The sequence below is a fragment of the Streptomyces tendae genome (assembly GCF_014650435.1).
Classification (GTDB): domain Bacteria; phylum Actinomycetota; class Actinomycetes; order Streptomycetales; family Streptomycetaceae; genus Streptomyces; species Streptomyces tendae.
Window position 1 is genome coordinate 309320 of the sequence record NZ_BMUY01000010.1, and the last position, 25043, is coordinate 334362.

Consider the following 25043-nt stretch of genomic DNA (forward strand, 5'->3'; position numbering starts at 1 on the left):
CATCGAGCTCTCGAGTGGTGGCCGCATCTCAGCACGGATCCAGCGGCCCGGCCAAGGGTATGGGTGAAAGATTTCACAAAGTCGTGGACTTCGTACCGTCGAGGTTTGAAGCCGCCGCGCGCCTCAGCTCATCCGCAGGGCCAGGAAGAAGTCGAGCTTGTCCTCCAGGCGCGACAGGTCACGCCCCGTCAACTGCTCGATCCGCCCGACGCGGTAGCGCAGCGTGTTGACGTGCAGGTGCAGCCGGTTCGCACAGCGCGTCCAGGAGCCGTCGCTGTCCAGGAACGCCTCCAGTGTCGGGATCAGCTCGGCGCGGTGACGGCGGTCGTAGTCCCGCAGCGGATCGAGCAGCCGGGCGGTGAAGGCCCGCCGCACGTCGTCGGGGACGAAGGGGAGCAGCAGCACGTGCGAGGCCAGCTCCTGGTGCCCGGCCGCGCAGACCCGCCCGGGGCGCGCCGCGGCGACCCGGCGCGCGTGCCGGGCCTCCTCCAGCGCCCCGCGCAGCCCTTCCGCCGAGTGCACGGCCGCGCTGACGCCAAGCGTGACCCGCCCGTCGCCGTCCAGACCGGCCGACAACGGCTCCCGCACGGACCCGAGGAGCGTTTCCGCGAGGACCCCGGCCTCGGAACCGTCGTGCTCGCTGGAGACCGCCGGCAGCGGTACCAGGGCGACCGCCTCCTCGCCGGTGTGCGCCACGGCGATGCGGTCCGACTGCTCCGGCCCGGTGGCGTGCGGGTCGACCAGCATCTCCTCCAGCAGGGTCTGCGCGACCCGGCCGGTCTGCTCGTCGCCGTCCTCCCACTCCACCCGGGCCACCACGACCTGCCAGTGCGGTGCCGCGCCGAGGCCCGGCAGCAGCACCGGCGCCGCCACCCGGAGCCGGGCCGCGATCTCGGCCGGTGCGGCGCCCGTCTGCACCAGCTCCAGGACCTCCTGGGCCAGCCGCCGCCGCACCGTGCGCGCGGCGTCCCGCCGGTCCCGCTCGACCGCGATCAGCTGCGTGACGCCGTACAGCAGGTCGAGGCGCTCCTCGGCCCAGTCCCCGGCGTCCGCCTCCACCACCAGCAGCCAGTCGGACAGCACCGTCTCGCGCACGTCCCGGCCGGCGCCCGCGCCCTGGAGGGCCCGCCCACCCGGGGGCGTCACCGGCGGCTGCCCCCGCCCGCGCACCGGGAAGAGGCTGTACGTCGTGGAGCCCACGGTCACCCGGTGCGGCGCGCGCCGGCCGGTGCGGGTGGCCGCGAGGTGCTCGGCGGCCAGCTCGGCGCGGACCTCGGCGGTGAGCGCGGGCTCCGCGTCCTTCGGCCCGGCGACCTGCCGTCCGGTGGGGGAGAGCACCCAGGCCCGCAGGTCGAGGTCGGAGCCGAGCAGGTCCAGGACCACGTCCGGGCCGCCGCCCGCCGGTCCCGAGGTCATCATCCGGCGGTGCCGGTCCACCACGGCCGCGAGGTCTCCCGCCCGCTCGCCGGAGACCTGGCGCACGACGTGCTCGGTGATCGTCGCGAAGGCCACCGACTCGTGCACCGCGAACAGCGGCAGCCGGTGCCGCGCGCAGGCCACCACCAGGTCCTCGGGCACACTCCCCAGCTCCGCCTCACCGGCGGCCAGCGCGGCCACCTGGGCCTGCACCAGGAGGCGGACGAACGGTTCGGAGTCGGCGGCGTCCCGGCGCCAGGCCAGACCGGTGAGCACCAGCTCGCCGCCCGAGAGATAGCGGCTCGGGTCCCGCAGGTCGGTGGTCATCACGCCGCGGACCGTGCGGTCCAGCTCGTCCTCGCCGCCGAGCAGCTTGAGGCCCAGCGCGTCGGTGTCCAGCAGTGCGCGCAGCCGCATTCTCGTCGCCGCCGTTCTTTGTCTCGAAGTGTTCCAGGTCACGCGGCTGTGTCGCCCGATTCCAGAGGAGAACAGGGAGGCAATTGAGCACCTCCGTTCATACGAATCTACAAGATGCCCGCCCTGGCCAGCCAACTCCTTCATGGTTTCTGCGACTGACCCTGGTGGAGCACACGACGGTGTACTGAGGCCAATCCACGTGAACAGCACATGAACGAGCCGGGCCGCGGCCCACCGGATTGGCTCGATCTCCACGCCACCGCACGCAGACGAGGAAGAGAGCCGGGCATGGACTTCCTTCGCCCCGCCAGCTGGGAGGAGGCGCTCGCCGCCAAGGCCGAGCACCCCACCGCCGTGCCGATCGCGGGCGGTACGGACGTGATGGTCGAGATCAACTTCGACCACCGCAGGCCCGACGTCCTCATGGACCTGGGCCGCATCGGCGACCTGACCGAGTGGGAGGTCGGCGAGGACTCCGTACGGCTCGGTGCCTCCGTGCCCTACACCCGGATCATGGAGAACCTGCGCACCGAGCTGCCGGGCCTCGCCCTCGCCTCGCACACGGTCGCCTCCCCGCAGATCCGCAACCGCGGCGGCGTCGGCGGGAACCTCGGCACCGCGTCCCCGGCCGGCGACGCCCACCCGGCGCTGCTCGCCGCCGGGGCGGAGGTCGAGGCCGAGTCGGTGCGCGGCACGCGCCGCATCCCGATCGACGCGTTCTACACCGGCGTGAAGCGCAACTCGCTGGAGCCCGACGAGCTGATCCGCGCCGTGCACATCAGGAAGGCCGAAGGACCGCAGCAGTTCTCCAAGGTCGGCACCCGCAACGCCATGGTCATCGCCGTGTGCGCCTTCGGCCTCGCCCTGCACCCCGGGAGCCGTACGGTCCGCACCGGCATCGGCTCGGCCGCGCCCACCCCGATCCGGGCCACGGCCGCCGAGGAGTTCCTGAACGCGGCGCTGGAGGACGGCGGCTTCTGGGAGAACGGGAAGATCGTCACCCCGTCGGCCGTCAAACGGTTCGCCGACCTGTGCTCCGCCGCCTGCAACCCGATCGACGACGTCCGGGGCACCGCGGACTACCGCCGCCACGCGGTCGGCGTCATGGCCCGCCGGACCCTCACCTGGACCTGGGAGTCGTACCGCGGCGCCCGCCGCACCACGGAAGGAGCCGCGTGATGCGCGTCAACCTCACCGTCAACGGACGTCCGCAACAGGCCGACGACGTATGGGAGGGCGAGTCCCTGCTGTACGTGCTGCGCGAGCGGATGGGCCTGCCCGGCTCCAAGAACGCCTGCGAGCAGGGCGAGTGTGGCTCCTGCACGGTCCGCCTGGACGGCGTGCCGGTGTGCTCCTGCCTGGTCGCCGCCGGCCAGGCCGAGGGCCGCGAGGTCGTCACGGTCGAGGGCCTGGCGGAGTTCGCCCGGCGACGCGCCGGCGACACCGCCTCCGGTGTCCGCGGCGGGGCGGACGCGTCGCTGGACGCGGCCCGGCGGTGGCAGGCCGGCGGGACCGACTCGCAGACCGGCGAGAACATCGAACTCGCCCCCGTGCAACAGGCGTTCATCGACGCCGGCGCCGTCCAGTGCGGCTTCTGCACCCCCGGACTGCTGGTCGCCGCCGACGAGATGCTGGAGCACAACCCGGACCCGACCGACGAGGACATCCGCGAGGCGCTGTCGGGCAACCTGTGCCGCTGCACCGGCTACGAGAAGATCATGGACGCGGTCCGCCTGGCCGCGGCCCGCCGCTCGGAGGGGGCCACGACATGACGGCCATCGGCGCACCCACCGGCCTCACCCAGGGTTCCCGGACCAAGGGCGGCATCGGCGAGTCCACGCTCCGCCCGGACGGCGTCCTCAAGGTCACCGGCGAGTTCGCGTACGCGTCGGACATGTGGCACGAGGACATGCTCTGGGGCCAGATCCTGCGCTCCACCGTCGCGCACGCCGAGATCGTCTCCATCGACACCGGCGAGGCGCTCGCCACCCCCGGCGTGTACGCCGTCATGACGTACGACGACCTGCCCACCGACGTGCGCCACTACGGGCTGGAGATCCGGGACACCCCGGTCCTCGCCCACGGCAGGGTCCGCCACCACGGGGAGCCGGTCGCGATCGTCGCCGCCGACCACCCGGAGACCGCGCGCCGCGCCGCCGCCAGGATCAAGGTGGAGTACCGGGAACTGCCCCTCGTGACCGACGAGGCCACCGCGACCGCCCCCGACGCGGTCCTCGTCCACGAGAACCGAAGCGACCACCACTCGGGCCACGTCCCGCACCCCAACATCGTGCACCGCCAGCCGATCGTGCGCGGCGACGCCGACGCGGCGGCCGGGCGAGCCGACGTGATCGTCGAGGGCGACTACTACTTCGGCATGCAGGACCAGGCGTTCCTCGGCCCCGAGTCGGGCCTCGCGGTGCCCGGCGAGGACGGCGGCGTCGACCTCTACATCGCCACCCAGTGGCTCCACTCCGACCTGCGCCAGATCGCCCCCGTGCTCGGCCTGCCCGAGGACAAGGTGCGGATGACGCTGTCCGGCGTCGGCGGCGCCTTCGGCGGACGCGAGGACCTGTCGATGCAGATCCACGCCTGCCTGCTGGCGCTGCGCACCGGCAAACCCGTCAAGATCGTCTACAACCGCTTCGAGTCCTTCTTCGGCCACGTCCACCGCCACCCGGCCAGGCTCCACTACGAGCACGGCGCCACCCGGGACGGCCGGCTCACCCACGTGAGGTGCCGCATCGTCCTGGACGGCGGCGCCTACGCCTCCGCCTCCCCGGCGGTCGTCGGCAACGCCGCCTCGCTGTCCGTCGGGCCTTACGTGTGCGAGGACGTGGACATCGAGGCCCTCGCCCTCTACTCCAACAACCCGCCCTGCGGCGCCATGCGCGGCTTCGGCGCGGTCCAGGCGTGCTTCGCCTACGAGGCGCAGATGGACAAGGTGGCGGCCGAACTCGGCCTGGACCCGGTGGAGTTCCGCCGGATCAACGCCATGGAGCAGGGCACGCTCATGCCCACGGGACAGCCCGTCGACTCCCCGGCACCGGTCGCCGAACTCCTGCGCCGCGTCAAGGCGATGCCGATGCCGCCGGAGCGCCAGTGGGAGTCCAGCGAGGGCGCCGACGTACGGCAGCTGCCCGGCGGCCTGTCCAACACCACGCACGGCGAGGGTGTCGTACGCGGCGTCGGCTACGCGGTCGGCATCAAGAACGTCGGCTTCTCCGAGGGCTTCGACGACTACTCCACCGCCCGGGTCCGCCTGGAGGCCGTGGGCGGCCGGCCCGTCGTCACCGTGCACACCGCGATGGCGGAGGTCGGCCAGGGCGGCGTCACCGTCCACGCACAGATCGCCCGCACCGAACTGGGCGTCGCCGAGGTCACCATCCGGCCCGCCGACACCCGGGTGGGCTCGGCAGGCTCCACCTCGGCCTCCCGGCAGACCTACGTCACCGGCGGCGCCATCAAGAACGCCTGCGAGCTGGTGCGCGAGCGGGTCCTGGAGACCGGCCGCCGCAAGCTCGGCTCCCACCACCCCGCCTGGGCCACCGCCGAACTGCTCCTGGAGGGCGGCAAGGTCGTCACCGACGGCGGCGAGGTCCTCGCCGACCTCGTGGACGTCCTGGAGGACGAGGTGGTCGAGGTCGAGGAGGAGTGGCGGCACCGGCCGACCGAGCCCTTCGACCCGCGCACCGGACAGGGCGACGGCCACGTCCAGTACTCCTTCGCCGCGCACCGCGCCGTCGTCGAGGTCGACACCGAACTGGGCCTGGTCAAGGTGATCGAACTGGCCTGCGCCCAGGACGTCGGCAAGGCGCTGAACCCGCTGTCCGTGATCGGCCAGATCCAGGGCGGCACCGTCCAGGGCCTGGGCATCGCGGTGATGGAGGAGATCGTCGTCGACCCCGTGACCGCCAAGGTCAGGAACCCGTCCTTCACGGACTACCTGCTCCCCACGATCCTCGACACGCCGGCCCTACCGGTCGACGTGCTCGAACTCGCCGACGACCACGCGCCCTACGGGCTGCGCGGAGTCGGCGAGGCACCCACCCTGTCGTCCACCCCGGCGGTCCTCGCGGCCATCCGGGACGCGACCGGGTTGGCGCTCGACCGCACGCCGGTACGCCCGGAACACCTCACCGGCACGGCGTGACACCGCAGTGGCGGGCAATCGTGCCTCCCCCAGGGCCTTCAGGGCCTGGGGGGACCCCCAGCGGCACGGGTGGGCGCCACGGCACCCCGACGCCGGGCAGCGGCCGCACTCACGGCCACGGAATGCCGGCGTCGGTTCACCCCAAGGTGCAGTACCGGGCCGTCCCCCGAGCTGACACCTCCCAAATCCCGCGCTTTCGCCGAAGGCACGGGTGCACCTATGAACCTTGGGAGACGGCCCCATGACCCAGCAGTCAGTGGAGCCCGAGATCACCGCCGAAGACGCGGGCGCGGGCTCCCGCATCCCCGGCGGACGGTCTTGGCTCGACCGGTACTTTCACATATCCCACCGGGGATCCACGGTCGCGCGTGAGGTGCGCGGCGGCATCACCACCTTCATGGCGATGGCCTACATCGTCCTCCTCAACCCCGTGATCCTGTCCGGCAAGGACGCGGCGGGGGACACCCTGGGCCAGAAGGCCCTGATCACCGCGACGGCCTTCGCCGCGGCGCTCACCACGCTCCTGATGGGCTTCGTCGGCAAGGTGCCGCTCGCCCTGGCCGCCGGGCTCTCGGTGTCCGGGGTGATCGCCGGACAGGTCGTCCCGCAGATGACCTGGCCGCAGGCCATGGGCATGTGTGTGATGTACGGCGTGGTGATCATGCTGCTCGTGGTCACCGGGCTCCGCGAGATGATCATGAACGCGATCCCGCTCGCCCTCAAGCACGGCATCACCATGGGCATCGGCCTGTTCATCGCCATCATCGGCCTGGTCAAGGGCGGCTTCGTGCACGCGGGCGAGGCGACCCCGCTCACCCTCGGTCCGGCCGGGGAACTGGCCGGATGGCCGGTCCTGCTCTTCGCGGGCACCCTGCTGCTGATCTTCATGCTCCAGGCCAGAAACATGCCCGGCGCCATCCTGATCGGCATCGTCACCGGCACGATCGTCGCGGCGATCCTGAACGCCACCGGGGTGATCGACCCCAAGCAGTGGGCCAACGGCGCACCCGAACTGCACGGCAGCGCGGTCTCCATGCCGGACTTCTCGCTCTTCGGAGACCTGGAGTTCGGCGGCTGGGGCGAGGTCGGCGCGATGACGGTCGGCATGATCGTCTTCACGCTGGTGCTCGCCGGGTTCTTCGACGCGATGGCCACCATCATCGGCGTCGGCACCGAGGCCAAGCTCGCCGACGACAAGGGCCGCATGCCGGGCCTGTCCAAGGCGCTGTTCATCGACGGTGCGGGCGGTGCCATCGGCGGCGTGGCGGGCGGCTCCGGCCAGACCGTCTTCGTCGAGTCCGCGACCGGCGTCGGCGAGGGGGCCCGCACCGGGCTCGCCTCGGTCGTCACCGGCCTGTTCTTCGCCGCGTGCCTCTTCTTCACGCCGATCACCGCGATCGTCCCGCAGGAGGTCGCCTCGGCGGCCCTGGTGGTGATCGGCGCGATGATGATGATGAACGCCCGGCACGTGGACTGGGCCGACCGGGCCACCGCGATCCCGGTCTTCCTGACCGTCGTCCTGATGCCCTTCACGTACTCCATCACGGCCGGTGTCGCCGCCGGAGTCATCTCCTACGTCGCCATCAAGGTGGCGCAGGGCAAGGCGCGGGAGATCGGCGCGTTCATGTGGGCCCTGACGGTGATCTTCTTCGTCTACTTCGCCCTCAACCCGATCGAGAGCTGGTTGGGCGTGCACTAGCCGCCACGACGGGAACCCTTCACGTACCGATCGGCCGGACAAGTCTTAGGAGACCGGAAGATGCTGGACATCGCCGAGGAGCTGCATCGGTGGGTCGGGCAGGGGCGTGATTTCGCCGTGGCCACCGTGGTGGCCGTGGGCGGCAGCGCGCCCCGGCCGACCGGTGCCGCCCTCGCGGTGGACGCCGGCGGCACGGTGGTCGGCTCGGTGTCCGGCGGGTGCGTGGAGGGAGCCTTGTACGAACTGTGCCGGCAGGCTCTCCAGGACGGCGAAACCGTCCTGGAGAGCTTCGGGTACAGCGACGAGGACGCCTTCGCCGTGGGTCTGACCTGCGGCGGGGTCATCGACGTCCTGGTCACCCCGGTACGGGCGGCCGACCCGGTCCGCCCGGCCCTGGCGACGGTGCTCGCGGCCGCCGCGCAGGGGGAGACGGCGGCCGTGGCACGCGTCGTGAGCGGTCCGGCCGAGCTGCTGGGCCGGGCGCTGGTGGTGCGGGCGGACGGCTCCCGCACCGGCGGCTTCGGCGGCCACCCGGAGCTGGACCGCACGGTGGCCGCCGAGACGCGTGCCTTCCTGGACGCGGGGCGCACCGGCACGCTGGAGATCGGTGAGCGGGGCTCGCGCTGCGGCGCACCGCTGACCCTGCTGATCGAGTCCTCCATCCCGCCTGCCCGCATGATCGTCTTCGGTGCGATCGACTTCGCGTCGGCACTGGCGCGGGTCGGCAAGTTCCTCGGCTACCACGTGACGGTGTGCGACGCCCGCCCCGTCTTCGCCACCCGGGCCCGGTTCCCGGACGCGGACGAGATCGTCACCGAGTGGCCCCACGAGTACCTGGCGCGCACCGGCGTGGACGCCCGCACGGTGCTGTGCGTCCTGACCCACGAGGCCAGGTTCGACATCCCGCTGCTCCGGCTGGCGCTGCGCCTGCCGGTGGCGTACGTCGGCGCGATGGGCTCCCGCCGCACCCACCTGGACCGGGAGGCCCGGCTGCGCGAGGCCGGGGTGAGCGACCTGGAGCTGGCCCGCCTCAGGTCGCCGATCGGCCTCGACCTCGGCGCCCGCACCCCCGAGGAGACGGCCCTGTCCATCGCCGCCGAGATCGTCGCCACCCGCCACGCCGGCACGGGCACCTCCCTGACCGGCGCCCACACCCCCATCCACCACGACGGCCCGACGGCACCGAAGGGGCCGACCGGGCCGACGGGACGCATCGGCTCGGTGGCTTAGCGGCCCGGGTGCCGGGACCCGTGGTGTGCTCTCCGTCCGCGGTACCTACGCCCTGCCCGGCTGACCAGCGAGCTTCACGCCTCGACGACGATGGTGCCTATGGCCGATTCGGGGCCGGGTCCGTCCGGACGGTCGACCTTCCACCAGCCCAGCGCTTCCTGGTACTCCGGCTGCGGTACCGCGCGTCCTTCCGCGGTCATCAGGCGTCCTTGATACGTCTGGGCGTAGCGTGCCCGAACCGAGTAGACGCCGGGTTCGTCGGGGACGACGACGTCGCACGACACGTTCACCCACTCCGCCGGACCCGGGTTGTCCTCCGCCAGCGCCTCGACGTGCGAGCCGGGATTGACCACCTTCACGCCGCCCCCGCTGCGCTGCTTGCCGTTCCACACCGATGCCTGGGCCCGGTCCTGGCCCGCCAGGCCGACGATCACCTGGTTGACGGCGTTGCCGCATTCCGAGCAGTCGTGCAGCAGGTCGAAACTGACCTCGTGCGAACCCCCTGCGCGGACGTGCACGACGTTGTCGCCGCCATCGATCCTCACGTTCCGGATCTTGAACCGAAATCCCGTCCCGCCTCCGTACGCCTCGACCATCTCGGCGCCGGGAGTGGGAGCCGTGCTCCGGTGGGCATCGCTGTGACTCATCTTGTCGGCCATGCGCCAAGTAAACAGGTGGTGGGGCCGTGGAAGCCTGGGCCGCGACGGCCGCCTCGCTGGAATCGCAAGCGCCGGCAGGGGAGTTGGTGTCAGGCTGCCTGGTGTTGCATGGGTGCCAACTCGAACGCGCTGGAAAGGGGCAGGGAAGTCGCGCTCGTACTCGGAGTGGGGAGGAAGGTCGCATGGTGACCGGGATCGGTGCACGTCCGGCGCCCGCTTTGCGGCGGTACGTCCACTCGTATGTCGGTTTCGACCTCCGCGGATTCGCGGCGGGGGTGCACTGCGGGCCGCCGAGTGGCATGCTCACCGCGGTGATCAGCCTGTCAGACCCTCTGGAGGTGGCGGCGGGCGTCGGCGACGGATCACCGGTCACCCGATTCGGCAGTGTGGCCGGCGGTCTGATGGGCCGGTCCGTCGCGATCCACCACGACGGACGTCAGCAAGGTGTGAAGGTGGCGCTGACACCGCTCGGGGCGCGGGCCCTCTACGGCATGCCCGCCGCCGTGCTCGCCCACCGACTGGTCCCACTGGACGAGCTTCTCGGTGCGCTTGGCGTCGAACTGGCCGACCGCCTCCGAGCGGCATCGACTTGGGCGGCGCGGTTCACCGTACTGGACGAGTTGCTCCTGCGAGTTGTTGGTCGTGGCGCGGGCAGCGACCATGTGCGCCGGATGCGCCCCGAGGTGGCCGAGGCATGGCGCCTCCTCGTCGCCGCGCGTGGCTGCGTCCAGGTCGGTGCAGTCGCCGCGGAACTGGGCTGGAGCCGCCGGCATCTGGCCGAACGGTTCCGTGGCGAGATGGGCCTGTCGCCGAAAACCTTCGCCCGCGTTCTCCGCTTCGAGCACGCGCACGGCCTGGCGACGGCGCGGGACCGGCTCCCGTGGCCCGACGTGGCGACCCTCTCCGGCTACGCCGACCAGGCCCACCTCGTGCGGGACTGGCACGAGTTCACGGGCCGAACGCCGACGGCCTGGCGCCACGGCGAGGTCCTTCTCGGGGGCGGGTAGTCGCCGACGGCCGCCCGTCGCGTCGGCTTGTGTTCCCATTCCTTCAAGACCACCCGACCGCTGCGGCGTGAAGATCGTCGGCATGAGACTCGTCAACGAACACAACACCGTCGACCTGCGGACCACCCCCGTGCACCTCGGACTGGGCTCGACAGCGAGACCCGTCGAGGGCTTCGCCTGGAACCCGGAGGCACTCCAGGCATACAGCGCCGCGGTTGCGGCAGACGGCGCCGAGGGCCGGATGGTGACGATCCTCGACGGCGACGGCCCCGGGGACCATTGGGAAAGGCACCCCGCCGGGGACGAACTGGTCGTCTGCCTCAGCGGGTCGGTAACCGTCGTCCGCGACCTGGACGGAGTGCCCGACCGCGTTCTGCTCGGGCCCGGCGAGGCCACCGTCAACCCGGCCGGGGTGTGGCACGCGGTCGACACGACCGGACCGACGTCCATCCTGACCATCACCGCCGGCCTCGGCACCGATCACCGTCCTCGCACCGACACCCACCCGGCCGAACGCGTCGGCGTGCCGGGACCCAAAACGTCATGACGACGCGCATCGCCTGCCTCGGCGACAGCCTCACCCGCGCGCTGATCAGCGCCGACTACCTGGACGTCCTCGAACGACGCCACCCTCCCGGCGATCTGCGGCTTGCCCGCTTCGGCGCCAACGGTGACTTCGCCTACAACCTCTTGCGAAGCCTCGACGCCGTCATCGCGAACCCGCCCGACGCCATCACGATATTGATCGGGACCAACGACGCCCGAGCAAGCCTTGCCGGCTACCGCGTCGACAAGGCCATGAAACGCAAACAGCTGCCCGAACGCCCGTCAGCCGGCTGGTTCCAGCAGTGCCTGGGAGCCGTCGTGGAACGACTGCGAGCGGAGACCGACGCGACGATCGGTCTGCTGTCGCTCCCGGTTCTCGGCCAACGACTCGACGGACCAGCGGCGCAGGCGTCGCAGCGGTACAGTCGGATGATCGCCGAAGTCGCCACAGCCAACGAGGTGACTTACCTTCCGCTCCACGAACGCCAGATCGAGGAACTTCGCCAAGCGGACCCGCCTCCGATTCCCTACCGGGAGGTGACCCCCGCAGTGGGCCTCGGCGTCTTTGTCCAGCACGCCGTGCTTCGCCGCGGCCTCGACACGATCTCGCGGCGCCGGAACCTCGTGCTCACGACTGACCACATCCATCAGAACAGCCGCGGCGCCGCCCTGATCGCCGAGGTCATCGACGCCGGTCTCCTGACCCGGAACGCGTAGCCGGTTCCCCATGCGCAGTCAGGTGGAGGCCGGACACCGGGTGGAGAGGGCGGGCGATCCGGATGCCGGTGCCGGTGCCGGTGCCGGTGGCGGGCGGGCCGGCACCGGCGGTCGAGCCCCTGCCGGGGCTCCGAGGGGCCGCCCTCACCCCCGGCCCGGGCCCCTTCTCGCCAGCGACACGTCCGCGACGACCGGGCGGTGATCGGAGGCCGTGGGCTGCTCCGGAACCGCGACGGTGCGCACCCGTACGCCCTCGCCCACGGTCACGTAGTCGATCCGCTTCACCGGGGCCTCGGCCGGGTACGTGTCCGGGGTTCCGGCTCCCGCGTCGCGCAGTTCCTTCCACAGCGGCGTCAGCTCGGGTGCCGAGGGCTCGGCGTTGAAGTCGCCCAGCAGGAACTGGCGGGCGCCCGGCAGCTCCGCCCGCTCCCGGGCCATGATCCGCCGGGTGTCGGCGACCTGGGCCTCGCGCACCGCCGGGTCGGCCCGGTAGTCGAGGTGGGTCACGAAGACCTGCACCGGCACCCCGCGCACCTTGAGCGTCACCTCGCCGAATCCGGGCGCGGGGGCCGGCACCGGGTTCTCGTCCTGCGTGGACAGGCGCGTGATCTCGTGGTTCGTCGCGGAACGGACCGGGAAGCGGGACAGCACCGCCACGCCGTACTCGCGCCGGGGCTCACCCGCCGTCACGGGGTCGAGGCTGTAGATCGGTGCGAAGGACACTCGCATGCCGAGCCGCCGGGCCAGCTCCCCGGCGACGTCGAGCCCCTGGCTGCGGGCTCCCCAGTGCACGTCGACCTCCTGGAGGCCGATCACGTCCGCGTCGAGGGCGCGCAGCGCGGCGGCCTGCCGGTCGAGGTCGAAGACGCCGTCCGAGCCCGCCCCGGCGTGGATGTTGTAGGTGGCGATGCGCAGCGGGACCGGATGACCCCGGTCGGCGGCGGAGGCGGGCGGTGCCGTCACGGCCAGGGTCAACAAGGCACCCGCGAGGGACAGTTGGGCGAAGGTGTGCGCTCTGGGAGACATGTCGGCACGGTACGCGGGAAACGGTGTCCGCGCGGCGCGCCGCGCGATCTCGTCCGCGAGCCGTCCCCTGCCCGCAACCCCCGGTTCACGGCTGCCGGAGCAGGTGGTCGACCGTGCGGCCGAAGACGTGGCTCCCCGCGCGGCGGAGGGGGCCGTCGAAGAGGGGCGGCAGGAATCTGACGTCCAGTTCCTCGCGCCACACGACACGCGCCCGTCCCCCGGGTCCCGTCCCGACCTCGATCTCCGCCCAGCCCCGGACCACCCGGCCGCGCTTGTCCAGCCGGCACCGGCCGGGCGCGTCCCGGCACGGGGGCTGCCAGACCGTCACCTCCATCGGGTCGGCGAAGGCGAGCGGTCCTGCCCCGGTGCGGGCCACGACCACCGTGCCCCGGCGGGTGGGGCCGGGCGGAGCGGCGGTGACCCGGGTCAGCGGCACGGTGTCGCCGTGCCGCTCCCACCGGGTGAGGCGGTGCCATGCCTCGTCCGGGGTGAGCGGAACGGTGCGTTCGAGCGAGAAGACGGCCACCGGACGATCGTGGCACGTCCGTCAGCGGTAGACCTTGCCCGGCTCGGCCTTCCCCGGCGCCATCAGCTGGGGCACCGTCACGAAGACGTAGCCCCGCTTCTTGAGCGCGTCGATGATCCCGGGCACGGCGGGCACGGTGCCGTCGTAGATGTCGTGCAGCAGGATGATGCCGTCCCGGGACGACTGGTCCAGGACCCGCTCGGTGATCAGGTCGGAGTCGTTCGTCTTGTAGTCCTTGGCGGTCACGCTCCACAGCACCTCGGCCAGCCCCAGCTCACGGCAGATGTCGTGCACCGTGTCGTCCGTGCGACCCTGCGGCGGGCGCATCAGCGTGGGGCGCTTGCCCGTGAGGCGCTCTATCTCCTTGTTCGGGCGCTCCAGCTCGTCCCGTATTCCGTCCGGATCGGCGTCCGTGAGGATCTTGTGGGTCCAGGTGTGGCTGGCCACCTCGTGGCCCTCGTCGGACATGCGCCTGACAAGCTCGGGATAGGTGTCGATGTGTCCCTTGCCGAGCAGGAAGAAGGTCGCCGGGACCTGCTTCTCCTTGAGTATGTCGAGCAGCCGGGCGGAGTTCTCGCTCGGTCCGGCGTCGAAGGTCAGTGCGATGCACTTGGTGTGCGCGCAGTCCACGGTGCCGAGTCCGCCCGCCCTGGCCTGGGCGCCGTTCGCGCCCGCCCCCGTGCCGGCCTCGGTCGCCGAAGTGTCGGCGGCGTTGCGGACGGAGCTGGGGGAGTGCGTCTCCAGCTTCGTGCAGCCGCTCAGCGCGAGGGTCAGCGAGGCCGCGGCCGCGAAGGTCGCGAGCACACGCAACCTGGTCCCCGTTTTCGTCATCTTCCTGGTCAGCGAAGGCATGCGAGGACTATACGCTGCGAGTATATACGCGGTTTATAGTGCCCCCTGGAACGCCAGTTCGAGGTAGGTGGGTGGCGGCCGGGCTACTCACACCGACACGACACGTGACGGTGAGAGTGAGGAGAAGCCCGTGAGCGAGAGCCCCGGGGTCACCGGCCCCCGAAGCGGACGCGCCTGGCGGCGGGCCCTGGTGACCGGCGGAGCCGGATTCGTCGGGTCCCACCTGTGCGGTCGCTTGCTGGACGCCGGTACCGACGTCGTCTGCCTCGACAACCTGGCCACCGGCTCCCGGACCAACGTGGCCGACCTGGAACGACGGCGCGGATTCCGGTTCGTCCGGGGCGACGCCACCGACCCCGCGGCCCTGCGCGGCCTGCCCGGCCGGTTCGACCTGGTCCTGCACTTCGCCTGCCCCGCCTCACCCGCCGACTACCTCCGGCTTCCCCTCGAGACCCTCGACGTCGGGAGCACCGGCACCCGCAACGCCCTGGAGCGGGCCCACGCCGACGGCGCCCGCTTCCTGCTCGCCTCCACCTCCGAGGTCTACGGCGACCCGCTGGAGCACCCGCAGCGCGAGACGTACTGGGGCAACGTCAACCCGATCGGCCCGCGCAGCGTCTACGACGAGTCCAAGCGCTTCGCAGAGGCCCTGGTCACCGCCCACCGCCAGGTGCACGGCACCGACACCGCCATCGTCCGGATCTTCAACACGTACGGCCCCCGCATGCGCACCGGCGACGGCCGCGCCGTGCCCACCTTCATCGCGCAGGCGCTGGACGGCATGCCGCTCACCGTCGCCGGCGACGGCGGCCAGACCCGCTCCCTGTGCTACGTCGACGACACCGTGGCGGGCGTCCTGGCCCTCGCCGCGTCCGGGGAGACCGGGCCGATGAACATCGGCGGCGACGACGAGATCACCGTGCTGGAACTGGCCCGCCGGATCGTCGACCTCACCGGCTCCGGCTCCCGTATCCGCTTCGTCGAACGCCCCGTCGACGACCCCTGCCGACGCAAGCCGGACACCACCCTGGCCCGGGAACGGCTGGGCTGGCGGCCGAGTGTGAGCTGGAACGAGGGGCTGGAGCGGACCATCGGCTGGTTCGCGCACGCCGTCGCCGCCTGAGCACTGGCCCGGCATGGTCACATACGGTGATACATCCGCTCTTCTCCGGAAGTGACCTGTCTCCAAGTGTTTGAGGCAACCGCCCCGCGGCACCCGCGTCGCCGAGAGAGGAGCCCGCCCCATGCGCATCCTTGGTATCAACGCCCTGTTCCACGACCCGGCCGCCGCGCTCGTCGTCGACGGCCGGACCGTTGCGGCCGCCGAGGAAGAGCGGTTCAGCCGGCGCAAGCACGGCAAGCGCCCGCTGCCGTTCTCCGCGTGGGAGGTCCCGGAGCTGTCCGCGCGGTGGTGCCTGGAGCACGCCGGGGTACGGCCCGGCGAACTGGACGCCGTGGCCTACTCCTTCGATCCCAAACTCGCCCGGCCCGCCCGCGACCTGGGCCTGGACGACCCCTGGGACCCGCTGCGGCTCGAGTACGCCCGCAGGGCCCCCGAGTTCCTCGCCGAGGCGCTCCCCGGGCTCCACCCGGACCAGGTCGTCTTCGTCCCGCACCACGTGGCGCACGCCGCCTCCGCCGGACCGGCCTCGCCGCACCCCGACAACGACGTCCTCGTCCTCGACGGCCGCGGCGAGTCCGCCTCCCACCTGGCCGGCCGCTACCGCGACGGCAAGCTCGACGTCCTCGCCACCCAGGCGCTGCCGCACTCCCTCGGCCTGGTCTACGAGGAACTCACCGAGCACCTCGGCTTCCTGCGCAGCAGCGACGAGTACAAGGTGATGGCCCTCGCCTCCTACGGCACCCCCCGCCACCTCGACCGGCTCCGCGAGCACATCCACGCCACCGGCGACGGCGGCTTCCGCGCCCACGGCGTCGACTGGGCGGCCCTCGCCCCGCCGCGCGCCAAGGGCGAGGACTGGACGAAGGACCACGCCGACCTGGCCGCGAGCACCCAGGCCGTCCTCGAGGAACTCCTCCTCGAACTGGTCCACTGGCTGCACGGCGAGGCCGGCGGCGAGGCCCTGACCATGGCGGGCGGCGTCGCGCTGAACTGCGTCGCCAACTCGAAGATCGCCGCCCGCGGACCGTACCGGCACGTGTGGGTGCAGCCGGCCGCGGGTGACGCCGGCACCGCCCTCGGCGGCGCCCTGCACGTGGCCGCCGCCCAGGAGGGCGCCGCACCCGAACCGATGCCCGGCGCCGACCTCGGGCGCGGCTGGAGCGACGACGAGATCCGCGCCCGGCTGGAGACGGCCGCGATCCCCTACGAGGAGCCGGACGACATCGCCGAGACCGTCGCCGAGGAACTGGCCCGGGACGGCGTCGTCGCCTGGTTCCAGGGCCGCAGCGAGTTCGGGCCGCGCGCCCTCGGACACCGCTCCCTGATGGCCCACCCCGGCCGCGCGGACAACCTCGAACGCCTCAACCACGTCAAGGGCCGCGAGGAGTTCCGCCCCGTCGCGCCGATGGTGCTCGCCGACCGCGCCGCCGACATCTTCACCGGGCCGGTCCCGAGCCCGTACATGCTCTTCGTGCACGACGTCGACCCCGAGTGGCGCGACCGCATCCCCGCCGTCGTGCACGTCGACGGCACCGCCCGCATCCAGACAGTCGAGGAACGCCGCGAGCCGCTCGTCGCGCGGATGCTGGCCGCCTTCGAACGGCGCACCGGGCTGCCCGTCGTCGTCAACACCAGCCTCAACACCGCCGGGCGGCCCATGGTCGACGACCCGCGCGACGCGCTGGAGTGCTTCGGCTCGGCACCCGTCGACCTGCTGGCCATCGGCCCCTTCGCGGTGCGCCGGGGACGGGCGTTCGCATGAGCACCGCCCCCGGAACCGGCGGCCCGCGCACCGGCTACGCCGTCGTCGTCCCCACCCTCGTGCGCGACACGCTGGCCGACTGCCTGGCCGCGCTGGTCGCCGCGCACGGACCCGACCCCGACGAGATCGTCCTGGTCGACGACCGGCCCGACCCCGATGCCGGGCCGGACGCGCTGGAGCACGCGCTGACCGTCCTGGGCGACCTGCGCGAGCGCACGGTGGTGCTGCGCAGCGGGGGCCGCGGTCCGGCGGCCGCCCGCAACACCGGTGCCCGCGCGGTCACTTCGCCCTGGACCGCCTTCCTCGACGACGACGTCCAGGTCGGCCCGCACTGGTGCGACCAGCTGATCCAGGACCTCGCCGAGGCGGCACCCGACACCGGCGCCGTGCAGGGCGTGATCGCCGTACCGCTGCCCGGCGAGCGCCGCCCCACCGACTGGGAGCGCGGCACCGCCGGCCTCGCCCAGGCCCGGTGGATCACCGCCGACATGGCCTACCGCACCGACGTGCTCAAACAGGTCGGCGGCTTCGACGAACGCTTCACCCGCGCCTTCCGCGAGGACGCCGACCTCGCGCTGCGCGTCCTCGACGCGGGCTGGCGCATCCGGCGGGGCCGCCGCACCACCCGGCACCCGGTACGCCCCGCCGCGCGCTGGGTCTCCCTGAAGCAGCAGCGCGGCAACGCCGACGACGCCCTGATGCGGCGGCTGCACGGCCCCGACTGGTGGGCCAAGGCGGTCGCGCCCCGGGGCCGGATCCGGCGCCATGCGGCGATCACCGCCGCCGGTACCGCCGCCCTCGTCCTCGCGGCGGCCGGACGCCCCCGGGCCGCCGCCGTCGCCGGGGCCGGCTGGGCCGCGGGCACCGCCGAGTTCGCCTGGGCCCGCATCGCGCCCGGACCGCGCACCCGGCACGAGGTCACCACCATGCTGGTCACCAGCGCGCTCATCCCGCCCGCCGCGACCTGGCACCGGCTCAGCGGACTCTGGCGGCACCGCGCCGCGCCCGCCTGGCGGGAGGTGACCGCATGAGCCCCGCCGACAGCCCGGTGAAGGCCGTCCTCTTCGACCGCGACGGCACCCTCGTCCACGACGTCCCCTACAACGGCGACCCGGACCTGGTCCGCCCCGTCGACGGCGCCCGCGAGGCGGTGGCACTGCTGCGCGCCCACGGCATCCGCGTCGGCGTCGTCACCAACCAGTCCGGCGTGGCCCGCGGTCTGATCAGCGACGGCGACGTCCGGCGCGTCAACCGCCGCGTCGACGACCTGATCGGCCCCTTCGACGTCTGGGCCGTCTGCCCGCACGGCCCCGACGACGGCTGCCACTGCCGCAAGCCGCAGCCCGGCCTGGTCCTGTGGGCGGCGGGCCGCGTCTGCGCCGCGCCGGCCGACTGCGTCGTCATCGGCGACATCGGTGCCGACACGGAGGCCGCCGAACGCGCGGGCGCCCGGAGCATCCTCGTCCCCAACGACCGCACCCGCCCGCAGGAGACTGCCGCCGCGGCCCACGTTGCCCCCGATCTCCTGACCGCCGTACGGGCATTGCTCACCGGCCCGCCCACCGGCCGGATCCTGGCGAACGAGCGGCTCATCGAGACGGCGTACGGGCCCGGTCCGGGGCGCACCGGCCCACGGACCGCCGCCGACCGCGACGACGACGGCCGGCCCGGTCCCGCACAGACCCCGTCCGCCACGGCGCCCGGGCGAGGCGTCTTCCGCCCGGCCGACACCACCCACCGGCAGCCCCCCGAACACCGACCGGGCGCTGCCGAAACGGCGGCCGCGAACGGGTCGCCCCCACGTCGCGACGGCTTCACCGCCGAGCCCACCGGCACCGCCACCACGAACGAGACCCACGCCCCCGACCCCGCCGACCCGGCGCGTGCCCGTGCGGTGCCGGATGCGGAAGCGTCGCGTGCCCGTGCCGTGCCGGGCGCCGAGGCGGCGCGTGCCCGTGGGGTGTCGGACGGCGGGGCGGTGCGCGGGTCCGTCGTCGGGGGCAGGCACGGGAGGTCGTCATGAAGGTGCTCGTCACCCGGCTCGACAGCTTCGGCGACGTGCTGCTCGCCGGGCCCGCCGTGCGTGCCGTAGCCGCGCGGGCCGACCACGTGACCATGCTGTGCGGGTCGCGCGGCGCGCCCGCCGCCCGGCTGCTGCCCGGCGTCGACGAGGTGCTGGTGTGGGAGGCGCCGTGGGGCGGGTTCGAGCCGCCCGACGTCCGCCGCGAGGACATCGACGCCCTCGTGGACCGGATCGACGCCGACACCGCGCTGGTCCTCACCTCCTTCCACCAGTCCCCGCTGCCCACCGCCCTGGTGCTGCGCCTCGCCGGCGTCCGGTACATCGCCGCCGACAGCGAGGACTACCCGGGCTCCCTCCTCGACCTGCGCCACCACCGCGCCCCGCACGCCCACGAGGCCGAGGCCGCGCTGCACCTCGCCGAGGCGGCCGGGTTCCCGGCGACCGACGACGGACGGCTGCGCGTGCACACGCCGCCGCCCGCCGACGCCCTCACCGGGCCCGGCCCCTACGTCGTCCTGCACCCCGGCGCCAGCGTCCCCGCCCGCGCCTGGAGCCCCGAGCGCGCCGCCGAGGCCGTACGCGAACTCGCCGCCGCCGGACACCGCGTGCTGGTCACCGGCGGCCCCGACGAGCGCGAGCTCACCGCACACGTCGCCGGACGGCACGGCACCGACCTCGGCGGCCGCACCGACGCCCCCGAACTGGCCGGCGTCCTCGCGGGCGCCGCCGTCGTCGTCACCGGCAACACCGCGCCCGCCCACCTCGCCGCCGCCGTCGGCACCTCCGTCGTCTCCCTGTTCGCCCCCGTCGTACCCGCCGAGCGCTGGCGCCCCTACGGCGTCCCCTACGTCCTGCTGGGCGACCAGGACGCGCCCTGCGCCGACAGCAGGGCCCGGGACTGCCCCGTCCCCGGGCACCTCTGCCTGAACACCGTCACGGCCACCGACGTGGCCGCCGCCGTCGAGAAACTGCTGGGGGAGACATGAGGATCCTCATCTGGCACGTGCACGGGTCGTGGACCACGGCCTTCGTGCAGGGCCCGCACACCTACCTCCTCCCCGTCACCCCCGACCGCGGCCCCGACGGCCTCGGCCGCGCCCGCACCTGGGACTGGCCCGACTCCGTAGTCGAGGTGCCGCCGGAGCGGCTGCGGGACGAGGACGTCGACCTCGTGGTCCTCCAGCGCCCGCACGAACTCGACCTGGTCGACCGCTGGCTGGGCCGTCGCCCGCCGCTGGTCTACCTGGAGCACAACGCCCCCGACGGCGACGTGCCCCACACCCGCCACCCGGCCGCGGACCTCCCCGGCGTCACCCTCGTCCACGTCACCCACTTCAACCGGCTGATGTGGGACGCGGGCGCCACCCCGACCACCGTCGTCGAGCACGGCATCGTCGACCCCGGCCACCGCTGGACCGGCGAGCTGGACCGCGCCGCCGTCGTCGTCAACGAGCCGATCCGGCGCGGGCGTACGACGGGGACCGACCTGCTCCCCGTCTTCTCCCGCGCCGCTCCGCTCGATGTGTTCGGCATGCGCACCGAGGGACTCGCCGAGCACCTCGGCGTCGACCCCGGCCGCTGCCGCACCCAGGACGTCCCGCAGAGCGAGCTGCACACCGAGCTGGCCCGCCGCCGCGTCTACGTCCACCCCGTCCGCTGGACCTCCCTCGGCCTGTCCCTGCTGGAGGCCATGCACCTGGGCATGCCCATCGTCGCCCTCGCCACCACCGAGGTCACCGAGGCCGTGCCGCCCGGCGCCGGGGTCGTGTCCAACCGCATCGACGTACTGACCGACGCCGTACGCGACTTCCTCGCCGACCCGCCGCACGCGCGGGCGGTCGGCGAGGCGGCCCGTGCGGCGGCCCTGGCCCACTACGGGCTGTCCCGCTTCCTGGACGACTGGGAGCGGCTGCTCAAGGAGGTGACCCGATGAGGATCGCCATGGTGTCCGAGCACGCGAGCCCGATCGCCGCGCTCGGTGGCGTCGACGCCGGTGGACAGAACGTCTACGTGGCCCGTCTCGCCGAGGAGTTGGCGGGCCGCGGGCACGACGTCACGGTCTACACCCGCCGGGACGCCACCGACCTGCCCGACCGGGTGCCCCTGCCCGGCGGCGCGGTCGTCGAACACGTGCCGGCCGGGCCACCCGTGTCCGTCCCCAAGGACGAACTCTTCCCCCACATGCCCGCCTTCGGCGCCCACCTGGCCCGCGCCTGGGCCCGGGAACGACCCGACGTGGTGCACGCCCACTTCTGGATGTCCGGCATGGCCTCGCAGCTCGGCGCGGCCCCGCACGGCATCCCCCTCGTCCAGACCTTCCACGCCCTCGGCACCGTCAAGCGCCGCCACCAGGGCATGCGGGACACCAGCCCCTACGAGCGCATCGGCATCGAACGGCAACTCGGCCGGACCTGCGAACGGATCCTGGCCACCTGCACCGACGAGGTCGCGGAACTCGGCGACATGGGCGTCCCGCCCCGGCAGGTCTCCGTGGTGCCCTGCGGAGTGGACGCCGAGCACTTCCACCCCGCCGCCGACACCGGCCGCACCCCCGAACGACGCCTGCGGCACCGGCTGCTGGCCTGCGGACGACTCGTCCCCCGCAAGGGATACGACCAGGCCATCCGCGCCCTGGCCCACGTCCCCGACGCCGAACTCCTCGTCGCCGGCGGCCCGCCGGCCGGCGCCGTGGAGGCCGAACCCGAGGCACAGCGCCTGACCGGCATCGCCCGCCGGGCCGGCGTCGCCGACCGGGTCCGGCTGCTCGGCGCGGTCGACCCGGACGACATGCCCGCCCTGCTCCGCAGCTCCGACCTGGTGCTGTGCACCCCGGTGTACGAGCCGTTCGGCATCGTGCCGCTGGAGGCCATGGCGTGCGGGGTGCCCGTCCTCGCCACCGACGTCGGCGGCCACCGCGACTCCGTCGCCGACGGCGTCACCGGCCGGCTGGTCGCCCCGCAGGACCCCGAGGCCGTGGCCGAGGCGGCCCGTGAACTCCTCGCCGACGAGCGGCTGCGCCGCCAGTACGGCAGGAACGGCCGCGAGCGCGTCCTGCGGCACTACACGTGGGCGCGCGTCGCCGACGGCGCGGAACAGGTGTACCGCCTGACCCGCTCCGAACACGCCGTGTCCACGGAGGTGGCGTCATGACCGTGCACCCGCCCGTCGTCGGGCACTGCGACGAACTCCTGGAAGCACTGGGCGCGTTCCGTGCCTCCGCGCACGTCACCCAGCGCTGGGGCGACCGCCTCGCGGCCGTGCTGAGCGGCGGCGGCCGGCTGCTCGCCGCGGGCAACGGCGGCAGCGCCGCCCAGGCACAGCACCTGACCGCCGAACTCGTCGGCCGCTACCGCGACGACCGCCCGCCGTTCTCCGCGATCGCCCTGCACGCCGACACCTCCTCCACCACGGCCATCGCCAACGACTACGGCGTCGACGAGGTGTTCGCCCGCCAGGTCCGCGCCCACGGCCGCGAGGGCGACGTGCTGATGCTGCTGTCCACGTCCGGTGCCAGCGCCAACCTGCTCTCCGCGGCCGACGCGGCCCGCGCGGCCGGGGTACGGGTCTGGGCGCTCACCGGCTGCGCCCCCAACCCGCTCATGGCGGGCAGCGACGAGTCCCTGTGCGTAGAGGCGCCCTCGACGGCCACCGTCCAGGAGATCCACCTGGTCGCCGTCCACATGATCTGCGCGGCCTTCGACGCGGCCCTGGAGCGCGGCGCGCGCGGTGCCCGGGTCGCCGGACGCGGCGCGGGCAGTGCGCGGGGCGCCGGACGCGCGGCACAGCGGAAGCGGAGGTGACGGGAGACATGGCCGCCAAGGCTGACAGGAGGACCCCGCTGGTCGTGGTCGGCGACGCGCTGCTCGACCGCGACCTCACCGGATCCGCCGACCGGCTGGCACCGGACGCGCCGGTCCCGGTCGTCTCGGAGTGCGCCGAGCGGATCCGGCCGGGCGGCGCCGCCCTCGCCGCGTACCTCGCCGCCCGCGACGGCCGCGAGGTCACGCTCATCGCGGGGGTGGGCGACGACCCGGCCGGTCTCGCCCTGCGCGAACTGCTCGCCCCCTGGCTGACCCTGATCCCGCTTCCGCTGACCGGCACGGTCCCGGAGAAGACCCGTGTCCTCGCCCAGGACCGTCCCGTCGTCCGGCTCGACCGGGGCGGCGGCCGGGTCCGCGGGGCCACCGACGAGGCCCGCGACGCGCTGCGTTCGGCCCGCGCCGTCCTCGTCTCCGACTACGGCCGGGGCGCGGCCGACGCCCTGCGCGACGTGCTCGCCGCGCGCCCGCCGCTGGTCTGGGACCCGCACCCGCGCGGCGGGCCGCCGGTCCCCGGCACCCGCCTGGTGACGCCCGCCGAGAAGGAGGCCCACGCCTTCGCACCCGACCGGGACCACCGGGGCGGCGGACTGCGCGCCGCCTCGCTGGACGCCGCCGTCCTCGTACGGGACTGGCGGGCGGCCGCGGTGGCGGTGACCCTCGGCCCGCGCGGCGCCCTCCTGTCCTACGGCGAGCACCCCCTCCTCGTCCCCGCGCCCGCCGCCCACCACGGCGACTCCTGCGGCGCGGGGGACCGGTTCGCGGCCACCGCGGCCGGGCTGCTCGCCGACGGGGCGCTGGTGGGGGAGGCGGTCGAGGGCGCGGTGAGCGCCGCCACGGCCTTCGTCGCCGCGGGCGGCGCGGCCGCCGTGCCGCCGGCCGGCTCCGAACGAGCCCTCGCCGCACTCCCCGACACCGACGACCCCGGCGCCCTGGCCACCCGGATCCGCGCCGAACACGGCACGGTCGTCGCCGCGGGCGGCTGCTTCGACCTGCTGCACGCCGGACACGTCGGCCTCCTCCAGGCCGCCCGGCGACTTGGCGACTGCCTGGTCGTCTGCGTCAACTCCGACGCCTCCGTCCGGCGCCGCAAGGGCGGCGGACGCCCCGTCAACCCCCTCGCCGACCGCGTCCGCGTCCTGCGCGCCCTCGCCTGTGTCGACGCGGTCGCCGTCTTCGACGAGGACACCCCCGAACGCCTCCTGGGCGAACTGCGCCCCGACGTCTGGGTCAAGGGCGGCGACTACGCCGGCGCCGACCTCCCCGAGGCCGCCCTCCTCCAGGAGTGGGGCGGCCAGGCGGTCCTCCTGCCCTACCTCGACGGCCGCTCCTCCACCGCCCTGCTGGCCCGCGCGGCGGAGGCCCCCCGATGAGCTCCGGAGCCCCGTGCCACCCCCGCACCCAGCCCCTCGTCGGCGCCGGGCCGGGCACTCCACCGCCCGCGCCGCCCGTGAGCCGCTTGCCCGTGGTCGCCGTGGGCCACTCGTTCGAGCCGCCCGCGAGTCACTCGGCCGTGGTCGCCGTGGGTTACTTGCCCGCGCCGCCCGTGAGTCACTCGGCCGTGGTCGCCGTGGGCCACTCGTTCGCGCCGCCCGTGAGTCACTCGGCCGTGGTCGCCGTGGGCCACTCGTTCGCGCCGCCCGTGAGTCACTCCCCCGTGGTCGCCGTGGGCCACTTGCCCGCGCGGCCCGCGAGCCGCTCGCCCGCCCCGCCCACGTCGGCGTACGCACGCAGTGCGCAGGGACCGCGGCCCACCCGCCGTGGAGCACGGCCCGCGCCGACCACCGCGCACGGCCGTTCAACGGCCGGCCCGGCCGTTGGGAAACCGGTCGCGGCGGCGGCCGGCGGGAGCGCCGGCGTCGGGCGGCGCGGCGGGGACCGGGCCGCGGCCGGCCGGGGGCGCGAGGCCCGCGCCGTCCGCGGCGAGAGCCCGGCCCGGCCGGTGGACGGTCGTGACGTGTCCGCGGGCGGCCGGGAGGCCGGTACGGGTGCGGCGGTGCCGCCGACCCCGCCCGGGAAGGGCGGGTCCGGGATCCCCGGGTCGGCCGGTGGGCCGGTGACCGGGGATC

General features: G+C 73.9%; 22 protein-coding genes. 17 read left to right on the forward strand and 5 right to left on the reverse strand.

What is annotated here, in order from left to right:
• Positions 1-123: 123 nt before the first annotated feature.
• Positions 124-1833, reverse strand: coding sequence for a PucR family transcriptional regulator (locus tag IE258_RS26570; RefSeq protein ID WP_189747448.1), 1710 nt, complete (start codon positions 1831-1833; stop codon positions 124-126).
• 288 nt (positions 1834-2121) lie between these two features.
• Between IE258_RS26570 and IE258_RS26575 the strand changes: the two genes are divergently transcribed.
• The 5 genes from IE258_RS26575 (at position 2122) to IE258_RS26595 (ending at position 8915) form a co-directional block, all read left to right on the forward strand.
• Positions 2122-3012, forward strand: coding sequence for an FAD binding domain-containing protein (locus IE258_RS26575; RefSeq protein WP_189747450.1), 891 nt, complete (start codon positions 2122-2124; stop codon positions 3010-3012).
• Positions 3012-3605, forward strand: a complete 594-nt coding sequence (locus tag IE258_RS26580; RefSeq protein ID WP_189747452.1) for a (2Fe-2S)-binding protein — start codon at positions 3012-3014, stop codon at positions 3603-3605. Before IE258_RS26575 ends, IE258_RS26580 begins: the two co-directional genes overlap by 1 nt.
• Positions 3602-5986 (forward strand): xanthine dehydrogenase family protein molybdopterin-binding subunit, encoded by a 2385-nt coding sequence (locus IE258_RS26585; RefSeq protein WP_189747454.1) that lies wholly within the window; start codon positions 3602-3604, stop codon positions 5984-5986. The genes IE258_RS26580 and IE258_RS26585 overlap by 4 nt, the downstream gene beginning before the upstream one ends.
• Positions 5987-6227: 241 nt before the next feature.
• Positions 6228-7685: an NCS2 family permease gene (locus tag IE258_RS26590; RefSeq protein WP_189747456.1), complete on the forward strand. Its 1458-nt coding sequence runs from the start codon at positions 6228-6230 to the stop codon at positions 7683-7685.
• A 60-nt stretch (positions 7686-7745) separates the two neighbouring features.
• Positions 7746-8915 carry an XdhC family protein gene (locus tag IE258_RS26595; protein ID WP_189747458.1) on the forward strand — a complete coding sequence of 390 codons (1170 nt, stop codon included), beginning with the start codon at positions 7746-7748 and terminating at the stop codon, positions 8913-8915.
• Positions 8916-8989: 74 nt separating this feature from the next.
• Here IE258_RS26595 and IE258_RS26600 read toward each other — a convergent pair whose 3' ends face one another.
• Positions 8990-9460, reverse strand: a complete 471-nt coding sequence (locus IE258_RS26600) for a hypothetical protein (RefSeq protein ID WP_229892436.1) — start codon at positions 9458-9460, stop codon at positions 8990-8992.
• A 296-nt stretch (positions 9461-9756) separates the two neighbouring features.
• Between IE258_RS26600 and IE258_RS26605 the strand changes: the two genes are divergently transcribed.
• From IE258_RS26605 to IE258_RS26615, 3 genes are all read left to right on the forward strand, one after another.
• Positions 9757-10581, forward strand: coding sequence for an AraC family transcriptional regulator (locus IE258_RS26605; RefSeq protein ID WP_189747462.1), 825 nt, complete (start codon positions 9757-9759; stop codon positions 10579-10581).
• 82 nt (positions 10582-10663) lie between these two features.
• The gene (locus IE258_RS26610; protein WP_189747464.1) at positions 10664-11128 is read left to right on the forward strand and encodes a cupin domain-containing protein; all 465 of its coding nucleotides are present in this window, start codon (positions 10664-10666) and stop codon (positions 11126-11128) included.
• Positions 11125-11844, forward strand: coding sequence for an SGNH/GDSL hydrolase family protein (locus tag IE258_RS26615; protein ID WP_189747466.1), 720 nt, complete (start codon positions 11125-11127; stop codon positions 11842-11844). The genes IE258_RS26610 and IE258_RS26615 overlap by 4 nt, the downstream gene beginning before the upstream one ends.
• A 144-nt stretch (positions 11845-11988) precedes the next feature.
• Here IE258_RS26615 and IE258_RS26620 read toward each other — a convergent pair whose 3' ends face one another.
• The 3 genes from IE258_RS26620 to IE258_RS26630 form a co-directional block, all read right to left on the reverse strand.
• Entirely contained in the window at positions 11989-12870 is an 882-nt protein-coding gene (locus IE258_RS26620; RefSeq protein WP_189747468.1) for an endonuclease/exonuclease/phosphatase family protein, read from the reverse strand.
• Positions 12871-12955: 85 nt separating this feature from the next.
• The gene (locus IE258_RS26625) at positions 12956-13396 is read right to left on the reverse strand and encodes an SRPBCC family protein (protein WP_189747470.1); all 441 of its coding nucleotides are present in this window, start codon (positions 13394-13396) and stop codon (positions 12956-12958) included.
• 21 nt (positions 13397-13417) lie between these two features.
• On the reverse strand, positions 13418-14248 hold the full coding sequence (locus tag IE258_RS26630) for a polysaccharide deacetylase family protein (RefSeq protein WP_189747472.1): 831 nt from the start codon (positions 14246-14248) through the stop codon (positions 13418-13420).
• Positions 14249-14378: 130 nt separating this feature from the next.
• Between IE258_RS26630 and IE258_RS26635 the strand changes: the two genes are divergently transcribed.
• The 9 genes from IE258_RS26635 (at position 14379) to rfaE2 (ending at position 24347) form a co-directional block, all read left to right on the forward strand.
• A complete protein-coding gene (locus IE258_RS26635; protein ID WP_189747474.1) occupies positions 14379-15371 on the forward strand; it encodes an NAD-dependent epimerase/dehydratase family protein in 993 nt (330 codons plus the stop codon).
• 121 nt (positions 15372-15492) lie between these two features.
• Positions 15493-17133 (forward strand): carbamoyltransferase family protein, encoded by a 1641-nt coding sequence (locus IE258_RS26640; RefSeq protein WP_229892438.1) that lies wholly within the window; start codon positions 15493-15495, stop codon positions 17131-17133.
• Positions 17130-18164, forward strand: coding sequence for a glycosyltransferase family 2 protein (locus IE258_RS26645; protein ID WP_189747476.1), 1035 nt, complete (start codon positions 17130-17132; stop codon positions 18162-18164). The genes IE258_RS26640 and IE258_RS26645 overlap by 4 nt, the downstream gene beginning before the upstream one ends.
• Entirely contained in the window at positions 18161-19156 is a 996-nt protein-coding gene (locus IE258_RS42095; RefSeq protein ID WP_373309934.1) for a D-glycero-alpha-D-manno-heptose-1,7-bisphosphate 7-phosphatase, read from the forward strand. The genes IE258_RS26645 and IE258_RS42095 overlap by 4 nt, the downstream gene beginning before the upstream one ends.
• Positions 19153-20142 carry a glycosyltransferase family 9 protein gene (locus tag IE258_RS26655; RefSeq protein ID WP_189747478.1) on the forward strand — a complete coding sequence of 330 codons (990 nt, stop codon included), beginning with the start codon at positions 19153-19155 and terminating at the stop codon, positions 20140-20142. Before IE258_RS42095 ends, IE258_RS26655 begins: the two co-directional genes overlap by 4 nt.
• On the forward strand, positions 20139-21089 hold the full coding sequence (locus tag IE258_RS26660) for a glycosyltransferase (protein ID WP_189747480.1): 951 nt from the start codon (positions 20139-20141) through the stop codon (positions 21087-21089). Before IE258_RS26655 ends, IE258_RS26660 begins: the two co-directional genes overlap by 4 nt.
• Positions 21086-22306: a glycosyltransferase family 4 protein gene (locus tag IE258_RS26665; protein ID WP_189747482.1), complete on the forward strand. Its 1221-nt coding sequence runs from the start codon at positions 21086-21088 to the stop codon at positions 22304-22306. Before IE258_RS26660 ends, IE258_RS26665 begins: the two co-directional genes overlap by 4 nt.
• Positions 22303-22956, forward strand: coding sequence for a D-sedoheptulose-7-phosphate isomerase (locus IE258_RS26670; RefSeq protein WP_189747484.1), 654 nt, complete (start codon positions 22303-22305; stop codon positions 22954-22956). Before IE258_RS26665 ends, IE258_RS26670 begins: the two co-directional genes overlap by 4 nt.
• 8 nt (positions 22957-22964) lie before the next feature.
• Positions 22965-24347, forward strand: a complete 1383-nt coding sequence (gene rfaE2 / locus IE258_RS26675; protein WP_189747486.1) for a D-glycero-beta-D-manno-heptose 1-phosphate adenylyltransferase — start codon at positions 22965-22967, stop codon at positions 24345-24347.
• The last annotated feature ends 696 nt before the right edge of the window (positions 24348-25043 follow it).